General features: G+C 40.2%; 15 protein-coding genes and 1 tRNA gene. 7 read left to right on the top strand and 9 right to left on the bottom strand.

What is annotated here, in order from left to right; all coding sequences use genetic code 11:
• Positions 1–4: 4 nt before the first annotated feature.
• Complete coding sequence (locus ACTF6W_RS00960) at positions 5–907, top strand: dimethyl sulfoxide reductase anchor subunit family protein (protein ID WP_438992667.1); 903 nt, start codon at positions 5–7, stop codon at positions 905–907.
• Positions 908–974: 67 nt separating this feature from the next.
• Complete coding sequence (locus ACTF6W_RS00955) at positions 975–3,119, top strand: TonB-dependent receptor plug domain-containing protein (RefSeq protein WP_438992666.1); 2,145 nt, start codon at positions 975–977, stop codon at positions 3,117–3,119.
• On the opposite strand, the gene ACTF6W_RS00950 is transcribed toward ACTF6W_RS00955, so the two are convergent.
• The 5 genes from ACTF6W_RS00950 to ACTF6W_RS00930 form a co-directional block, all read right to left on the bottom strand.
• Positions 3,116–4,252, bottom strand: coding sequence for a CaiB/BaiF CoA transferase family protein (locus ACTF6W_RS00950; RefSeq protein ID WP_438992665.1), 1,137 nt, complete (start codon positions 4,250–4,252; stop codon positions 3,116–3,118). The genes ACTF6W_RS00955 and ACTF6W_RS00950 overlap by 4 nt on opposite strands.
• 2 nt (positions 4,253–4,254) lie before the next feature.
• Positions 4,255–5,436, bottom strand: a complete 1,182-nt coding sequence (locus ACTF6W_RS00945; protein WP_438992664.1) for an acyl-CoA dehydrogenase — start codon at positions 5,434–5,436, stop codon at positions 4,255–4,257.
• Positions 5,437–5,466: 30 nt separating this feature from the next.
• A complete protein-coding gene (locus tag ACTF6W_RS00940; RefSeq protein ID WP_438992663.1) occupies positions 5,467–6,033 on the bottom strand; it encodes a cob(I)yrinic acid a,c-diamide adenosyltransferase in 567 nt (188 codons plus the stop codon).
• A gap of 9 nt (positions 6,034–6,042) precedes the next feature.
• Positions 6,043–6,234: a twin transmembrane helix small protein gene (locus tag ACTF6W_RS00935; RefSeq protein WP_438992662.1), complete on the bottom strand. Its 192-nt coding sequence runs from the start codon at positions 6,232–6,234 to the stop codon at positions 6,043–6,045.
• A gap of 73 nt (positions 6,235–6,307) precedes the next feature.
• Complete coding sequence (locus ACTF6W_RS00930) at positions 6,308–7,150, bottom strand: cyclase family protein (RefSeq protein ID WP_438992661.1); 843 nt, start codon at positions 7,148–7,150, stop codon at positions 6,308–6,310.
• Positions 7,151–7,281: 131 nt separating this feature from the next.
• Between ACTF6W_RS00930 and ACTF6W_RS00925 the strand changes: the two genes are divergently transcribed.
• Genes ACTF6W_RS00925 through ACTF6W_RS00915 form a run of 3 tightly spaced genes read left to right on the top strand, consistent with a single transcriptional unit; the run spans position 7,282 to position 10,234 of the window.
• Positions 7,282–9,000 (top strand): hypothetical protein, encoded by a 1,719-nt coding sequence (locus ACTF6W_RS00925; protein ID WP_438992660.1) that lies wholly within the window; start codon positions 7,282–7,284, stop codon positions 8,998–9,000.
• A gap of 14 nt (positions 9,001–9,014) precedes the next feature.
• A complete protein-coding gene (locus ACTF6W_RS00920) occupies positions 9,015–9,716 on the top strand; it encodes an alanyl-tRNA editing protein (protein ID WP_438992659.1) in 702 nt (233 codons plus the stop codon).
• 8 nt (positions 9,717–9,724) lie between these two features.
• Positions 9,725–10,234 carry a nuclear transport factor 2 family protein gene (locus ACTF6W_RS00915; RefSeq protein WP_438992658.1) on the top strand — a complete coding sequence of 170 codons (510 nt, stop codon included), beginning with the start codon at positions 9,725–9,727 and terminating at the stop codon, positions 10,232–10,234.
• Between the two features lie 5 nt (positions 10,235–10,239).
• Here ACTF6W_RS00915 and gluQRS read toward each other — a convergent pair whose 3' ends face one another.
• Positions 10,240–11,112: a tRNA glutamyl-Q(34) synthetase GluQRS gene (gene gluQRS, locus ACTF6W_RS00910; protein WP_438992657.1), complete on the bottom strand. Its 873-nt coding sequence runs from the start codon at positions 11,110–11,112 to the stop codon at positions 10,240–10,242.
• Positions 11,113–11,167: 55 nt separating this feature from the next.
• Here gluQRS and ACTF6W_RS00905 point away from each other — a divergent pair, with 55 nt between their 5' ends.
• Entirely contained in the window at positions 11,168–11,818 is a 651-nt protein-coding gene (locus ACTF6W_RS00905; RefSeq protein ID WP_438992656.1) for an alpha/beta hydrolase, read from the top strand.
• A gap of 9 nt (positions 11,819–11,827) precedes the next feature.
• Here the strand turns inward: ACTF6W_RS00905 and ACTF6W_RS00900 are convergent, their stop codons facing one another.
• The 3 genes from ACTF6W_RS00900 to ACTF6W_RS00890 are packed head-to-tail and all read right to left on the bottom strand — an operon-like array spanning position 11,828 to position 13,479.
• Positions 11,828–12,382 (bottom strand): demethoxyubiquinone hydroxylase family protein, encoded by a 555-nt coding sequence (locus ACTF6W_RS00900; protein WP_438992655.1) that lies wholly within the window; start codon positions 12,380–12,382, stop codon positions 11,828–11,830.
• Positions 12,379–12,897 carry a disulfide bond formation protein B gene (locus ACTF6W_RS00895; RefSeq protein ID WP_438992654.1) on the bottom strand — a complete coding sequence of 173 codons (519 nt, stop codon included), beginning with the start codon at positions 12,895–12,897 and terminating at the stop codon, positions 12,379–12,381. The genes ACTF6W_RS00900 and ACTF6W_RS00895 overlap by 4 nt, the downstream gene beginning before the upstream one ends.
• Positions 12,898–12,900: 3 nt before the next feature.
• On the bottom strand, positions 12,901–13,479 hold the full coding sequence (locus ACTF6W_RS00890) for a YqaA family protein (protein ID WP_438992653.1): 579 nt from the start codon (positions 13,477–13,479) through the stop codon (positions 12,901–12,903).
• Between the two features lie 131 nt (positions 13,480–13,610).
• On the opposite strand from ACTF6W_RS00890, the gene ACTF6W_RS00885 reads away from it, so the two are divergent.
• A tRNA-Leu gene (locus ACTF6W_RS00885) sits at positions 13,611–13,696 on the top strand.
• Positions 13,697–13,698 lie beyond the last annotated feature (2 nt).

The raw sequence follows: 13,698 nt of genomic DNA, 5'->3' as shown, positions 1-13,698 counted from the left end.
TCAAATGCACCCAGCACTTTCCGTTATTATTTTTACAACTTTCTCAGGCATGGGGTATGGTTTATTTATCTGGCTCTGTGCGAATATCTTGATGGGTGAAACGCTTACGCAAGATCAAATTATTTACGGCACAGGATTTTCTTTTGTTCTTGTAACGATCGGTTTGCTTTCTTCGACTATTCATTTAGGACACCCTGAAAGAGCTTGGCGTGCCTTTAGCCAATGGCGTACGTCATGGTTAAGTCGAGAAGGAATTATGGCGATCCTCACTTATGGCCCTATGGTGATTATTGGCGGAAATCAATTTTTAAATCTTGGGCTAAATGCTTTAATACCTATAATGGCGGTTTTAGGCATATTAGGATCTATTGTGACTGTTTTCACGACCAGCATGATATACGCTTCATTAAAGGCGATCCCAGCATGGCATAATAATTGGGTAAAAATCGGCTATCAAATATTTGCGTTATCCTCTGGTGGAGTGGCCTATATAATGATTGCTGGATGGCAGCATTATATGGTGGTCGTTACCTTGCTTATTTTAGCTCTTGCCGTAAAAATTATGACGTGGGCACATATCGATAAACATCGAGGTCAATATAAACGTGAAGATGCACTTGGGCTTCCTGATTTCGGTAAAGCTCGTCCGTTTGAGCCTGCCCATCAGGGACAAAATTATCTTCAACGTGAAATGGGATATGAGTTATGCCCAAAAAGACGGGCGATGATGCGTTGGTTAGCTCTTGGGTGTGGCTTTATACTTCCTGCCGTCCTTCTTTATATAGGATTGCCGGTCGCCATTCTTATTACTTTAATTTGTTTGGGGGGCATGATGGCGGAACGCTGGCTCTTTTTTGCCGAAGCAGAACATGTTGTCCGCCTTTATTATGATAAAGATACCGTTTAAAAGAAAAGCATTGATAATATCGGGGATCATTGGATATAGAATGACGAAGTTCTAGGGGACATTTTTTATGTATAAGCAATTACTCACGGCAGCCTTATTAGGTTCCGCCGCATTACTACCATTATCTTCTTTGGCACAAACATCAGAAGATCAATCAGTAGTGGCTTATGATAAAGAATATTTTGTCAAATACGCACCTTCGACATTGCTTGAAATGTTGCAAAGGGTTCCGGGTGTACAGGCAATTTTAGATGCGAACCGTCGAGTTGGTGGAACGCAGCGCGGTGGCCAACAGGAACGGGGGTTTGGCTCTGGTGGTGATCAAATCTTGATCAATAACAAACGTATTTCCGGTAAAGCGAATGATATCAATAGTACATTACAACGTATTTCTGCATCACAAGTTGAAAGAGTTGAAATTATTCGTGGGGCGTCAAGCGATGTTGATGTCCAAAGTCAGGGTCTAGTTGTAAATATTATTATGAATGAAGACGAATCCACATCCAGTACATTCTGGAGAGCGGGCGGACGATTATCAGAAGGGTATTTATTTTCACCGGACCTTCAGGTTTCCCATAATGCGACGAGAGGAAAATTTGATTATATCGTCGGTATCGAAGCGAAACAGGGACAACATATTGAGCACCGTCTTGATGAAGTATTTACCCCCGAAATGGTTAAAGCCGCTGATACAGGCAGAAACACGGATAACTTACGAAAATACCTAAGATTTAATGGTAATCTTACCTATAATGCGGAAAATGGTGATGAATATCGACTGAATGGTCAATATGAGCCAGGTAATTATCGAAAGTTAGAACCGAGATTTAGTCAAAATATCAATGAAGCCCGTCAAAATCAAAATTGGAACGAGGACCAAACCACTGATAAATGGGAGTTTGGCGGTGATTTCACTAAAAAAGTTGATGTATTAGGTACATGGCGTACACTTTTTATCGCCAACCGTGACCGCAGTGATAAAACATCGATTTATAGTAATGTATTTGATAGTGATGATATCCCTAATTTTAGAAATAATGAATATCGTGTTCGAAAAGAAAAAATTCTTCGTAGCTCTTTTATAAAAAATATCTTTGGCAATCAGGTAATCGAATTTGGTGCAGAGGCAGCAATTAATAATTATGATAAGATATTTACGAATGAAGGATTTGATCAAGGCGCATACAGTATTAATGTGAATGACGATGTTGCGGTTAAAGAAAACCGTTATGAAATATTTACAAACCACACTTATAATATTACGCAAGCGGCCGTGCTTCAAAGTTCACTGATCGGTGAATTTTCTAAGATTAGTTCTGTAACCGTCCCAATTGTTGGGGAAAATATTGAACGAAGTTCAAATTTCAGCTTTTTGAAACCTCGTGTCGATTTCAGATATGATTTCACAGAACGTGATCAGTTAAGAGCAACGATTGAGAGAAAAGTTAGTCAATTGGATTTTCAGAATTTTGTTGCTAGCTATGATGTTAATAATGATATATTGCGCCTAGGGAATACTGGTATTGTTCCAGAAAAGGCCTTAAATTATAATTTAGTTTATGAACATCGTTTTCCCAATGATGCTGGTGCCATTCAAGTAGATTTATTTTACCGTGATTTAACCGACTATATTGAACTGGTGGACTTTACAGAGTTTGAAGATAATCTTGGTAACCCTATTCCACGTAGCGACATTGATCCAATTTCAAGATCTGGCAATATTCCAAAAGCCCGTTCATATGGGGTAAAAACAACAGGGAGCGTGCGTCTTGGTTTCTTCGGACTACCTAATGCCGTTGTGAGTGTAGATTACACGTGGGACGATACAAACGTAGTGGACCAGTTTAGTGGTGTTGAACGTCCATTTAAATGGAAATCTGAACATGAATTTACATTTAATTTTCGCCATGATGTGACGGATATCGGCCTTTCATATGGATTTAAGGGTACGATTAAAAGCGATAGTTCCAGACATGAAATTGATCAAGTTGCCTCAACGGATAATGGTGATTTATATGAAGCATTTGTGGAATATAATCTTGGTAATAACATGCGACTGATTTTCATGTTTGAACATATCACAGACCGAAAATATACAACGGCTATGAGATTTTATAATGATCACATTCGATATAATGATTTAAGTCGTTTGGAAAACCGGGATTGGCGTTATGTGCGAGAATGGTCCGTTTTCTTACAAGGCACATTCTAATCTTCGAGCTTAGGGGGAACTTTCTTATATTCCATAGGTGTTTTTGAATATTTAATCGGATTAGTTATAACGGTTACATCAGTACCGTCTTTATCTTTAATTTGTGTAACGACGCCACGCTCTTTTACATGCGGATCATTTAAAATATCGGCCAGCGAGTTTACAGGACCACATGGTACACCGCGTTTCTCAAGTTGGATTATCCATTGATGAGTCGTTTTGGTGATCATAATTTCAGCGATCAAAGGAATCAATTCTTCACGATTTTCCACGCGCGACGAATTGGATGCATAAAGTGGATTTTCTGACCAGTTTTGGTTTGTCGTCTCGCAAAAAGATGCAAATTGACTATCATTACCGATCGCGAGCACTAAATCGCCATCTGCTGTTTTGAAAGTTTGATAGGGCACGATACTGACATGCTCATTGCCCAAACGTTTTGGGATATTTCCACTCAGTAAATAATTAGACGTATGATTGGCGAGCATAGCAATTTGTGTGTCTAAAAGGGCAACATCAATATATTGTCCTTCGCCAGTTTTATCACGGTGGGCAAGAGCCCCTAATATCCCGACAGTTGCATACATTCCGGTCATAACATCAGCGATGGCCACCCCAACCTTTTGTGGCCCGCCACCATTTTCGTCTTTGTCACCAGTGATGCTCATCAAGCCGCCCATAGCTTGAATCATAAAATCATACCCCGCACGATTTGCATAAGGGCCCGTTTGTCCAAAACCAGTGATTGAGCAGTATATCAGCCGCGGATTTATTTTTGAAAGCGTTTCATAATCAAGGCCATATTTTTTTAATCCGCCAACTTTATAATTTTCAACGAGTATATCGCATTCAAGAGCAAGTTTTTTAATCTCTTCTTGTCCTTCAGTCGTGGATATATCAATGGATTTCGATGTTTTATTGCGGTTCGTTGAGTGAAAATAGGCGGCATCACTTGCGGTGCCGTTCAGATTTTTTTGAAAAGGAGGCCCCCATCGGCGTGTGTCATCGCCAATTCCAGGGTGTTCAATTTTGATCACATCGGCACCCATATCCCCCAAAATTTGCGTGGACCATGGTCCCGCTAAAACACGGCTTAAATCCAGCACTTTAATATGGGATAAAGGGCCTGCCATAGCTAGAAAGCGTTAATGCCAGTTTGTAGGCGTCCTAATATTAACGCATGAACATCATGTGTGCCTTCATAAGTATTCACAGCTTCTAGGTTCATAACATGTCTAATGACGTGGAATTCATCCGCAATACCATTGCCGCCATGCATATCCCGCGCGGTGCGGGCAATGTCCAATGCTTTTCCACAATTATTGCGTTTAAGCAATGATATGGCATCCGGCGAAAGCATCTTTTGATCAAGCAGACGTCCAGCTTGTAAGCAGCCATGTAGTCCTAATGTAATCTCTGTTTGCATATCGGCTAATTTCTTTTGAATAAGCTGATTAGCTGCAAGCGGCTTTCCAAATTGTTTACGGTCCATTGTATATTGCCTTGCCGCATGCCAGCAAAATTCTGCGGCACCAAGCGCACCCCATGCGATGCCATAGCGGGCATTTGATAAACACCCTAATGGTCCTTTCATTCCTTCAACATTTGGAAGCATGTTTTCTTCTGGGACGAATACTTCATCCATAACGATTTCACCGGTATCTGACGCCCTTAATGAGAATTTACCTTCAATTTTTGGGGCACTTAATCCCTTCATTCCTTTTTCAAGGATATAGCCACGCACGATACCATCGTCATTTTTCCCCCATACAACAAACACATCTGCGATTGGACTGTTTGTAATCCACATTTTTGTACCAGATAGAAGATATCCGCCATCAACGGATTTCGCCCTTGTTTGCATACTTGATGGATCTGACCCTGAATTGGGTTCTGTGAGGCCAAAACAGCCGATAAGTTCAGCAGTAGCCAGTTTGGGCAGATATTTTTGTTTTTGCTCTTCTGACCCATAGGCATATATGGGATACATTACAAGTGAGTTTTGAACCGACATGGCACTACGGTATCCGCTATCAACGCTTTCAACTTCTCTTGCGATCAAGCCATATGATACATAACCAACGCCGGCACAATCATAACCGTCTATTGTTGGGCCTAAGAAACCCATTTTTCCCATTTTAGTCAGGATATTGCGGTCAAATTTTTCATGACGGTTCGCTTCTAAAATACCTGGCAAAAGTTCACTTTGACAAAAAGCTTTTGCTTGATCTCGGATCATGCGTTCTTCTTCGTTTAAACTTTCTTCAAGCAGTAATACGTCATCCCATGGGGCCGTTTTCCATTTCATCGCGCTCATAATTTCTACTTTCTTATTCTTTAATTCTATTTAGGTTCTATTTTGACCCGGAATCCAAAGCACATCGTCTTTGCCATTATTATTTTCTTTTCTGCTCATTACAAATAAATGATCAGAAAGCCTATTTAAATATTGGATTGTATAGGGCGATATTTCTTCTTCTTCAGCGACCCGTACGAGCAACCTTTCGGCCCTTCTCACAACCGTTCTTGCCTGATGTAAAAAAGCAGCAGCAGGCGTGCCACCCGGCAAAACAAATGACGTTAAAGGCGCAATATTCTCATTCATTTGATCAATTTCGTTTTCTAATCGCTCGATTTGATTTTCATTTATCCGAAGGGCGTGTTCTTCAAATTTTGTGCCAAGAGGTAAGGAAACATCAGCTCCCAAATCAAAAAGATCATTTTGAATGCGTGAGAGCATTTTATCATTTTCATTTTCTGTATGAAGACGCGCAATACCGATAATTGCGTTACTTTCATCAATACTGCCGTAAGCTTCTACTCTTGGAGCGTATTTTTTTGCGCGTGTTCCATCAGTGAGTGATGTTTCACCCTTATCGCCACCGCGCGTATATATTTTATCAAGTTTAACCATTAATTCACTCTAGCTTCTGATCCAAACATAAAGAACAATAAGTATAATGGATATGAATTGCGACAACACACGATAACGCATCATTTTGTTACTTTTTTTGCCGTCGCTTTCGCTTTTAGTCATACTAAAGGCGCCACTAAACATTATACCTACAGTGATTATAATGCTTATGGGAATGAGAATTTCTAATATAGTTTGCATAAAGCGATCCTGTTATTATTTGCTTTAAATATAAGTATGAGTTGAATTAATTCCAGTATGATGAATGTATATTTTAGGGAATAATCGCAATAACGCGTGCGGGAAATCCGCTTCCCTTTTCTGGAACGGCCCAAGTCGCAATAATATATGCACCTTTTTCAGGCACTTCATCTAATGCTTTCATATTTTCAATTTGGTATTTATCAAGCCCCATATAATAGGTTTGTAATGGCCATTCACCATTCCCAGCTTGAAGACCAGGGTCAGTATCTAAAGTTTCATGACCGATGGCCGTGGCTTTACGGTTTAGAATTAAATAATCAATCACTTCACGGCTCCAACCGGGAGAATGGCTCACTCCATTTTCGTCTCTGTTTCTCATTTTTTCAGCACTTGGCCATCTTTTTGACCAATCCGTGCGAAGGGCGACAAAACTTTCTGAGGGAATAGCGCCATATTTTTCTTCCCATTCATAAATATCAGTCATTGAAACCTGGTAATCATTATTGGCTTCAACTTTTTCATGAACATCGATGACAACCAACGGCAAAATCATTTCTGATAGAGAAATATCTTCTAGTGTTCTTAAGCCTTTTACGAAGTGGACTGGTGGGTCAACGTGGGTGCCCCATTGGCCGGGAAAATTATATCGATGAATACCTGCAGTTCCATCGTCATATGCTTTAAAAGGCCTTATTGTCGGTGGCTCATTGCCTGATGGACCTTGCGGCATACCTTCTTCCATACGCTGTGTTAAATCGACAAGTTTGGCATTTTTTATAGTATCACCAAGATCCATTTCTACTACTTCTGTGATAGTTCTAGGAGCTTCTTCAACACCAGTTTTGTTCAGCGCTGTTAAGTAACCACCCGCCGCAGCTAGGGCAACCCAAAGTACGTTAAGCCAAGGTTTCATTTCTCTCTCCTTTAATTTTAATTCAGTCTAACATAAGCATTCATCGAATAAAGTATTTTATCGGTACATCACTGGTATTTTATAAAAAATGCTGTAATAATAATTTTCTTTAAAAATAAAAGGGGCTTCCTATGAGAAAACTATTAATTTCGATTTGCTTGTTATTTGGTTTAACTGCTTATGCATCAGCCAATAACAATATTACTGTATCTGTTGATTTCCCTAGCAATTTGGGTGGAGAGCAAGATGGTCGGCTAATGGTAATGTTTGCCAATAATGATAGAAGCGAACCACGTTTTCAAATTAATCCAAGCGCAACAGGTCAGATCATTTTTGGTAAAGATGTTACGGATTGGAAACCGGGTGATACGCAAACAATAGATAATGGTATTCTTGGTTATCCCTTTGACAGTTTGAAAGATATGCCTGCTGGAGACTATTATGTTCAGACAATTATCAATCGTTATAAAGATTTTCACCTTTCCAATGGTAAAACCGTATCACTTCCGCCGGAAATGGGCGAGGGTCAGAAATGGAATAGAAAGCCAGGTAATTTTTATAGTAAGCCTATGAAAGTGACGATTTCTGAAAATGGTGCGCAAAATATCGAGATTACCATGGATCAAGAAATTCCACCCATCGAACCCCCTAAGGATACAAAATACATAAAATATGTAAAAATGAAGAGCGAGTTATTGAGTGAATTTTGGGGTGAGGATGTTATTCTTGGTGCCAATGTTTTATTACCGGAAGGCTTTGATGAGCACCCAGAAGCAAAATATCCATTAATGATTTTTCATGGGCATTTCCCATATGATTTTGGCGGATTTAGCGAAACGCCACCAGACCCAAATATGGAACCAACCTATAGTTCAAGGTTTGGTATTGAAGGATATAATATCGTTCAAGCGCAAGCCGCGCACGATTTTTATAAAAAATGGATTAGTAAAAATTTCCCGCGTTTTATTATCATCGAAATTCAACATGCGACGCCATATTATGATGATAGTTATGCCGTTAATTCCGCGAGCCAAGGTCCATACGGTGATGCGCTAACCTATGAATTAATTCCACACGTTGAAAAAATGTTCCGTGGTATTGGTGAGGGTTGGTCTCGTTTCACATATGGTGGATCAACAGGTGGATGGGAAGCATTAGCGGTGCAAGTTTTCTATCCTGATGAATATAACGGGACCTTTGCCGCATGTCCTGATCCAATCGATTTTCGCGCTTATACGGCACTTAATCTTTATGAAGATAAGAATGCTTATTTCTATGACAGTGATTTCAGTAAAAAACCACGTCCTGGTCGTCGCGATTATTTAGGAAATATTGGCTATACTTTATTTGATGATAATCGATTAGAAGCAGTCATCGGTAGTAAAAGTCGGAGCGGTAGACAGTATGATATTTGGGAAGCGACCTATTCCCCTATGGGTGAAGATGGTTACCCAAAACGGATTTGGAATAAGCTAACGGGTGAAATCGATCACGAAGTGGCTGAATATTGGAAAGAGAACTTTGATCTTCGCCATATTATGGAACGTGATTGGGCCACACTTGGACCAAAATTAGAAGGTAAGATCAATATCTATGTTGGTGATATGGATAATTATTACTTGAATAATGCCGTTTATTTGACAGAAGAATTTTTAGAAAATACCAAAGCACCATATTATAATGGTGATGTGGATTATGGGGACCGAGCTGAACATTGTTGGAACGGGGACCATGAAAATGGTAATGGTATTTCGCGCTTAAATTATAATTTTATGTATGTGGATAAAATTTTAAAACGCATCGAAGAATCTGCGCCTGAAGGAGCTGATTTAACGAGCTGGCGTTATTAAAGGAGACTATTTTAATGACGGATGAATTATTCCGCGAAGATGCTTATTTAAAAACATGTGATGCCAAGGTCGTAAAAATAAATGATCTTGGTGGCATTATTCTTGACCGTACGGTTTTTTATCCTACGGGCGGTGGACAACCGGGAGATAGCGGTAAAATAAACGATATCGATATTGCGACGACTGTTACGGACCGCGATACGGGTGAAATTGTCCATGTTCCCGCTGAAGGACAAAAACTGCCTGATGTTGGGGCGGACGTTACCGCTACGATTGATTGGGAAAAGCGTTATCTTCATATGCGCATGCATTCGGGACTTCATTTACTTTGTGCAGCGGTTCCTTGTGGCGTTACTGGTGGTCAAATCGGCGCTGTAAAAAGCCGCCTTGATTTTGATATTGAGGATATGACTTTGGATAAGGAAGAAATCACCAATAAGATCAACGAGTTTCAGCAAGGCAATCACGATCTTTCATCCTCTTGGATTACAGATGATGAAATGGATGCAAATCCGGAACTGGTTCGAACAATGTCTGTTAAGCCACCTCGAAAAGGTGGACGCGTTAGATTAATGCATGTTGGTGAAAATGTTGATCTTCAGCCGTGTGGTGGAACACATGTGAAAAATACCTCTGAAATTGGACGCTTACGTGTTTCGAAAATTGAAAATAAAGGAAAACGAAACCGCCGCGTAAACATCGTATTTGATGAATAGAAATGAGTATGAAAAAAATATTTTTAAGCCTGATGGCATTAGCATTTATTGCCTCACCAACTTTTGCGCAAAGCTACCCTGAAGATGAAAAGGCAATCATTGCTGTACTTGATGATTTTCATGACGCCGCTGCAAAGGCTGACAAAGATCGCTATCTTGGTCATTTTACAGAAGAAGGCGCCTTTCTTGGGACGGATGAATGGGAACGCTGGCCGTTAAAACCGGACTTCACCGAATATGTTGATATGCGATTTAAAAATGGTGGCTGGTCATATCATTCTGAGAAAAAAGTCATCGCATTTTCAAAAGCCGGATCTGTGGCATGGTTTGATGAAACAAGTATCTCAAACCGCAATGGTGGACGTTTTCGCGGGTCAGGTGTTTTGGAAAAGATCGATGGCACATGGAAAATTGCGCAATATGTATTGAGCTTTCTCGTTTATAATGAGGTCGGTGGTGAAGTAGGAAAAATCATCGCTGCTGAAAAAGAAAAACAAGAAAAAGCCAACAAAGAATAATCTATTTAAAGATACTCTTTAATCATTGCCCCTAAATCAACTGGGGTCTTGCTGCTTTCACGAATTGAATTAATGGTAATGGACTTGTCACGTTTGGCAAGTCGGTTGCCATCTTTTGTTTTAAGTAGTGGATGATGGTCATATGTAACCGGCTTAAGGTTCAGTAAATATTGCAGTAACCTTTGAAAATGACTGGCGTAATATAAATCTTCGCCGCGGATGATATGAGTGATCTTTTGAATATCATCATCGACGACCACGGATAAATGATAACTTGTGGGAAAGTCTTTTCGCGCCAAAACGACATCGCCCATTAATTCCGGCTCTGCTTTTTGTGTCCCTGTTCTTAAATCTGTCCAATAAAGCGGCTCATTTACCAATGACAATGCTTTTTTTAAATCAATGCGCATGGCATGAGGAATGCCTTCGTTCATTTTTTCTTCTTTTTCTTTGTCGGTTAAATGCCTACAAATGCCGGGATATATTAATCCTTCTGGCCCCATTTTGGAGCCCATATGCGGGGCGCGCGTACTTTCATTTATTTCTTCACGAATATCTTTTCGTGTGCAAAAACATGGATAAAGCAGCCCTTTATCAGAAAGAATTTTGAGTGCTGCCGCGTAATCTTCGAAATGATCAGATTGCCGTCGCACTGGCGTAGGCCATTTTAATCCGAGCCAATGAAGATCCACAAAAATACTATTTTCATATTCTGTTTTACATCTCAAATGATCAATATCTTCTATTCGAAGAATAAATTCTCCACCATTTTCAATTGCAAAGTCATAATTTAGTTTGGCACTATAGGCGTGCCCAAGGTGTAATGCGCCGCTGGGACTTGGGGCAAATCGTGTTATGACTTTATCAGTTTGCGTCATTCGGGCCTTTACTATAAAAAGTGCTTAGAAAATTAATTATGAAAGTATAACGACCATGAGCGAATTACCACAATTAAATGGCCCCCGTATTGAACCGGAAAATGGAAAACCGGAAAAGTTGGTTATTTTATGCCATGGTTTTGGGTCCAATGGCGACGATCTTATTGGGCTCGTACCACATTTAAAACGGGCGTTACCTAATGCCGTCTATGTATCACCAAATGCACCCGAAATTTGTTACGGTGCTCCAAATGGCTATCAGTGGTTCCCTCTCAGTACTTTAAGTAAAGAAGAAAGATTAGTCGGCACTTTAAAGGCAGCCCCGACATTGGATCATTTTATTGATCAGGAGTTGGAAAGATATGGGTTTGAAGATAAGGATCTTATTCTTGTGGGGTTTTCCCAAGGAACCATGATGTCTTTACATGTAGGATTGCGCCGAAAGAGTGATATTGGAGGCATCGTTGGATTTTCAGGTGCCATGACACTTCCTGAAAATTGGGAAGCTGAAATTACATCAAAACCACCTGTACTTCTTGTTCATGGTGACGTGGATAACGTGGTGCCTGTCCAAATGATGCATGAAGCATTTATTGCGCTAAAAGAATTCGGGATTGATGTTGAAAATCATGTATCGCCAAGTGTGATGCATAATATAGGCCCCGATGGCTTACAAAAAGCGATGGAATTCTTAGCGAAAGTTTGAGCTTAATTATTAAATTCGTTCAGCCACTTTAATAACAGCTTTAACACCTAACTTAATTGCCCCATAAAGAAGGCCATGACCAGGTGTTTCTTGTGCACCATTGGCGATGGCAATTTCACGATGTTCAATTTCTTCTTGGCGGAATTGCTCGAGGGTTTCAGCAAGCGCTCCTTCATCGTCATCTAAGCTTTCGATTTGTTCGGCGTAGTGTTTGTCGATCACTTCTTCCACGGCTTCGGTACATGCCATTGCCGCCTTTGTTCCCATTAGGGCGGTACCCGCGCCTAAAGCAAAACCGGCCGCGTGCCAAATCGGCGTTATAACAGTGGGTCGAGCATTATATTCACGAACAAGTTTATTAAAACGCTCTAAATGGACGTCTTCTTGTTCTTTCATATGTTTGATAGTGTCAGACATTGGATGATTATCACCAAAAACGGCTAATTGCCCTTCATAAATGCGAACGGCACCATATTCACCCGCGTGATCAACACGTATGATACGGTCTAATTGCTCTTTTTTACTTAAGCGGTTCGGAACATTTTTTCCTTTTAGGTCGGTCATTTCTTTATATCCTTTCGCACGCTTAATGTTAACATAATAAGCATAAATAACGATATAAGAAAATTGTATCCAGCCATTGAAATGCCAAACATCTCCCATGGAATTTCATCGCAACGAATAAAGGTAACATCGTCTAATGATTTTATAAAATCTTCTACAGACATATTAGTATCGGAAGTTTGTAATGTGCAGCTGTCTGGCCCCTCCCACCATTTTTGTTCAACGCCCGCATGATACCCTGAATATCCAACACTGACGAGCCATGAGAAAGTTGTCATCAGCTTAAACCGTAACCATTTTACAGGATTGTTTTTTCTAAAATATAGCGCAAAGGTACCAAATATTATGACGGCCATATGTGCATAACGTTGCGGCCAACATAAATCACACGGAAAAAGTCCGCCGATATGTTCGAAGCCATAAGCACCACCAAGCATTAGAATCGACGCAATCCATGATAAAAACAGGATGTTATCAAACGTCCATCCATATAATTTCTTAATCTGAATCATCATGCCTCAAATATACTTCAGTAATAAGTATGCGCCAACCAAAAGTATACTAAAAATGAGTGTTAACTTACCCAAATGATTTTCAATAAATTCACGGATTGGTTCACCGAATTTCCATGGCAAAGCGGCCACTAAAAAGAAACGCGCACTGCGTGACAAAGCGCTTGCAATGATAAAGGTGGCGATATCTAAATTTGTCACGCCGCTAGCAATTGTAAATACCTTGTAAGGGATTGGAGAAAAACCGGCCACTGCAACAATAGCGGCACCGTGGTCATTATAAAGTGCGCTGAAGCTCTCAAATTGAGATTGTAAATGATAAAAATCTACAATTGGCTGACCAACTATATCAAAGAAATAAGCACCAATGATGTATCCAAAAATACCGCCAAGAATGGATGATACAGAACATACTAATGCATAACGCCATGCTTTTGTTGGGGCCGCAAGAACCATCGGTAGCAGAAGAACATCTGGCGGGATCGGAAAAAAGGAACTTTCTGCAAATGAGACAATTGCCAAAATCCAGAGTGCCTTTGGATGTTCTGCGAGCGTAATAGTCGTATCATAAAGTTTTCGAAGCATTTTATTTGCGTCCAATTTTTAATTCATTCTCTTCTACACCATTATTACATGATGAAAAGTAAAATAATGATTACAGTACTTGACGAGGGCAATTGTTATGCTTATAGCAATACGGATATTCCTTGCTCATTGCCCCTGTGGTGGAATTGGTAGACGCGCTGGATTCAAAATCCAGTATCCTTTGGATGTGTCGGTTCGAGTCCGACTGGGGGCACCACT

The organism is Pseudemcibacter sp., assembly GCF_965661635.1.
Taxonomy (GTDB): Bacteria; Pseudomonadota; Alphaproteobacteria; order Sphingomonadales; family Emcibacteraceae; genus Pseudemcibacter.
This window is presented reverse-complemented; position numbering and strand designations above follow the sequence as displayed.

Excerpts from the sequence above, each read along its gene's own strand:
- ACTF6W_RS00900 (WP_438992655.1), bottom strand. The coding sequence starts at position 12,382 with ATGACCGACCTAAAAGGAAAAAATGTTCCGAACCGCTTAAGTAAAAAA.
- ACTF6W_RS00930 (WP_438992661.1), bottom strand. The coding sequence starts at position 7,150 with ATGAAACCTTGGCTTAACGTACTTTGGGTTGCCCTAGCTGCGGCGGGT.
- ACTF6W_RS00950 (WP_438992665.1), bottom strand. The coding sequence starts at position 4,252 with ATGGCAGGCCCTTTATCCCATATTAAAGTGCTGGATTTAAGCCGTGTT.
- ACTF6W_RS00940 (WP_438992663.1), bottom strand. The coding sequence starts at position 6,033 with ATGGTTAAACTTGATAAAATATATACGCGCGGTGGCGATAAGGGTGAA.
- ACTF6W_RS00890 (WP_438992653.1), bottom strand. The coding sequence starts at position 13,479 with ATGCTTCGAAAACTTTATGATACGACTATTACGCTCGCAGAACATCCA.
- ACTF6W_RS00920 (WP_438992659.1), top strand. The coding sequence starts at position 9,015 with ATGACGGATGAATTATTCCGCGAAGATGCTTATTTAAAAACATGTGAT.
- ACTF6W_RS00935 (WP_438992662.1), bottom strand. The coding sequence starts at position 6,234 with ATGCAAACTATATTAGAAATTCTCATTCCCATAAGCATTATAATCACT.
- ACTF6W_RS00895 (WP_438992654.1), bottom strand. The coding sequence starts at position 12,897 with ATGATGATTCAGATTAAGAAATTATATGGATGGACGTTTGATAACATC.
- ACTF6W_RS00915 (WP_438992658.1), top strand. The coding sequence starts at position 9,725 with ATGAAAAAAATATTTTTAAGCCTGATGGCATTAGCATTTATTGCCTCA.
- ACTF6W_RS00955 (WP_438992666.1), top strand. The coding sequence starts at position 975 with ATGTATAAGCAATTACTCACGGCAGCCTTATTAGGTTCCGCCGCATTA.
- ACTF6W_RS00960 (WP_438992667.1), top strand. The coding sequence starts at position 5 with ATGCACCCAGCACTTTCCGTTATTATTTTTACAACTTTCTCAGGCATG.
- ACTF6W_RS00945 (WP_438992664.1), bottom strand. The coding sequence starts at position 5,436 with ATGAGCGCGATGAAATGGAAAACGGCCCCATGGGATGACGTATTACTG.
- ACTF6W_RS00925 (WP_438992660.1), top strand. The coding sequence starts at position 7,282 with ATGAGAAAACTATTAATTTCGATTTGCTTGTTATTTGGTTTAACTGCT.
- gluQRS (WP_438992657.1), bottom strand. The coding sequence starts at position 11,112 with ATGACGCAAACTGATAAAGTCATAACACGATTTGCCCCAAGTCCCAGC.
- ACTF6W_RS00905 (WP_438992656.1), top strand. The coding sequence starts at position 11,168 with ATGAGCGAATTACCACAATTAAATGGCCCCCGTATTGAACCGGAAAAT.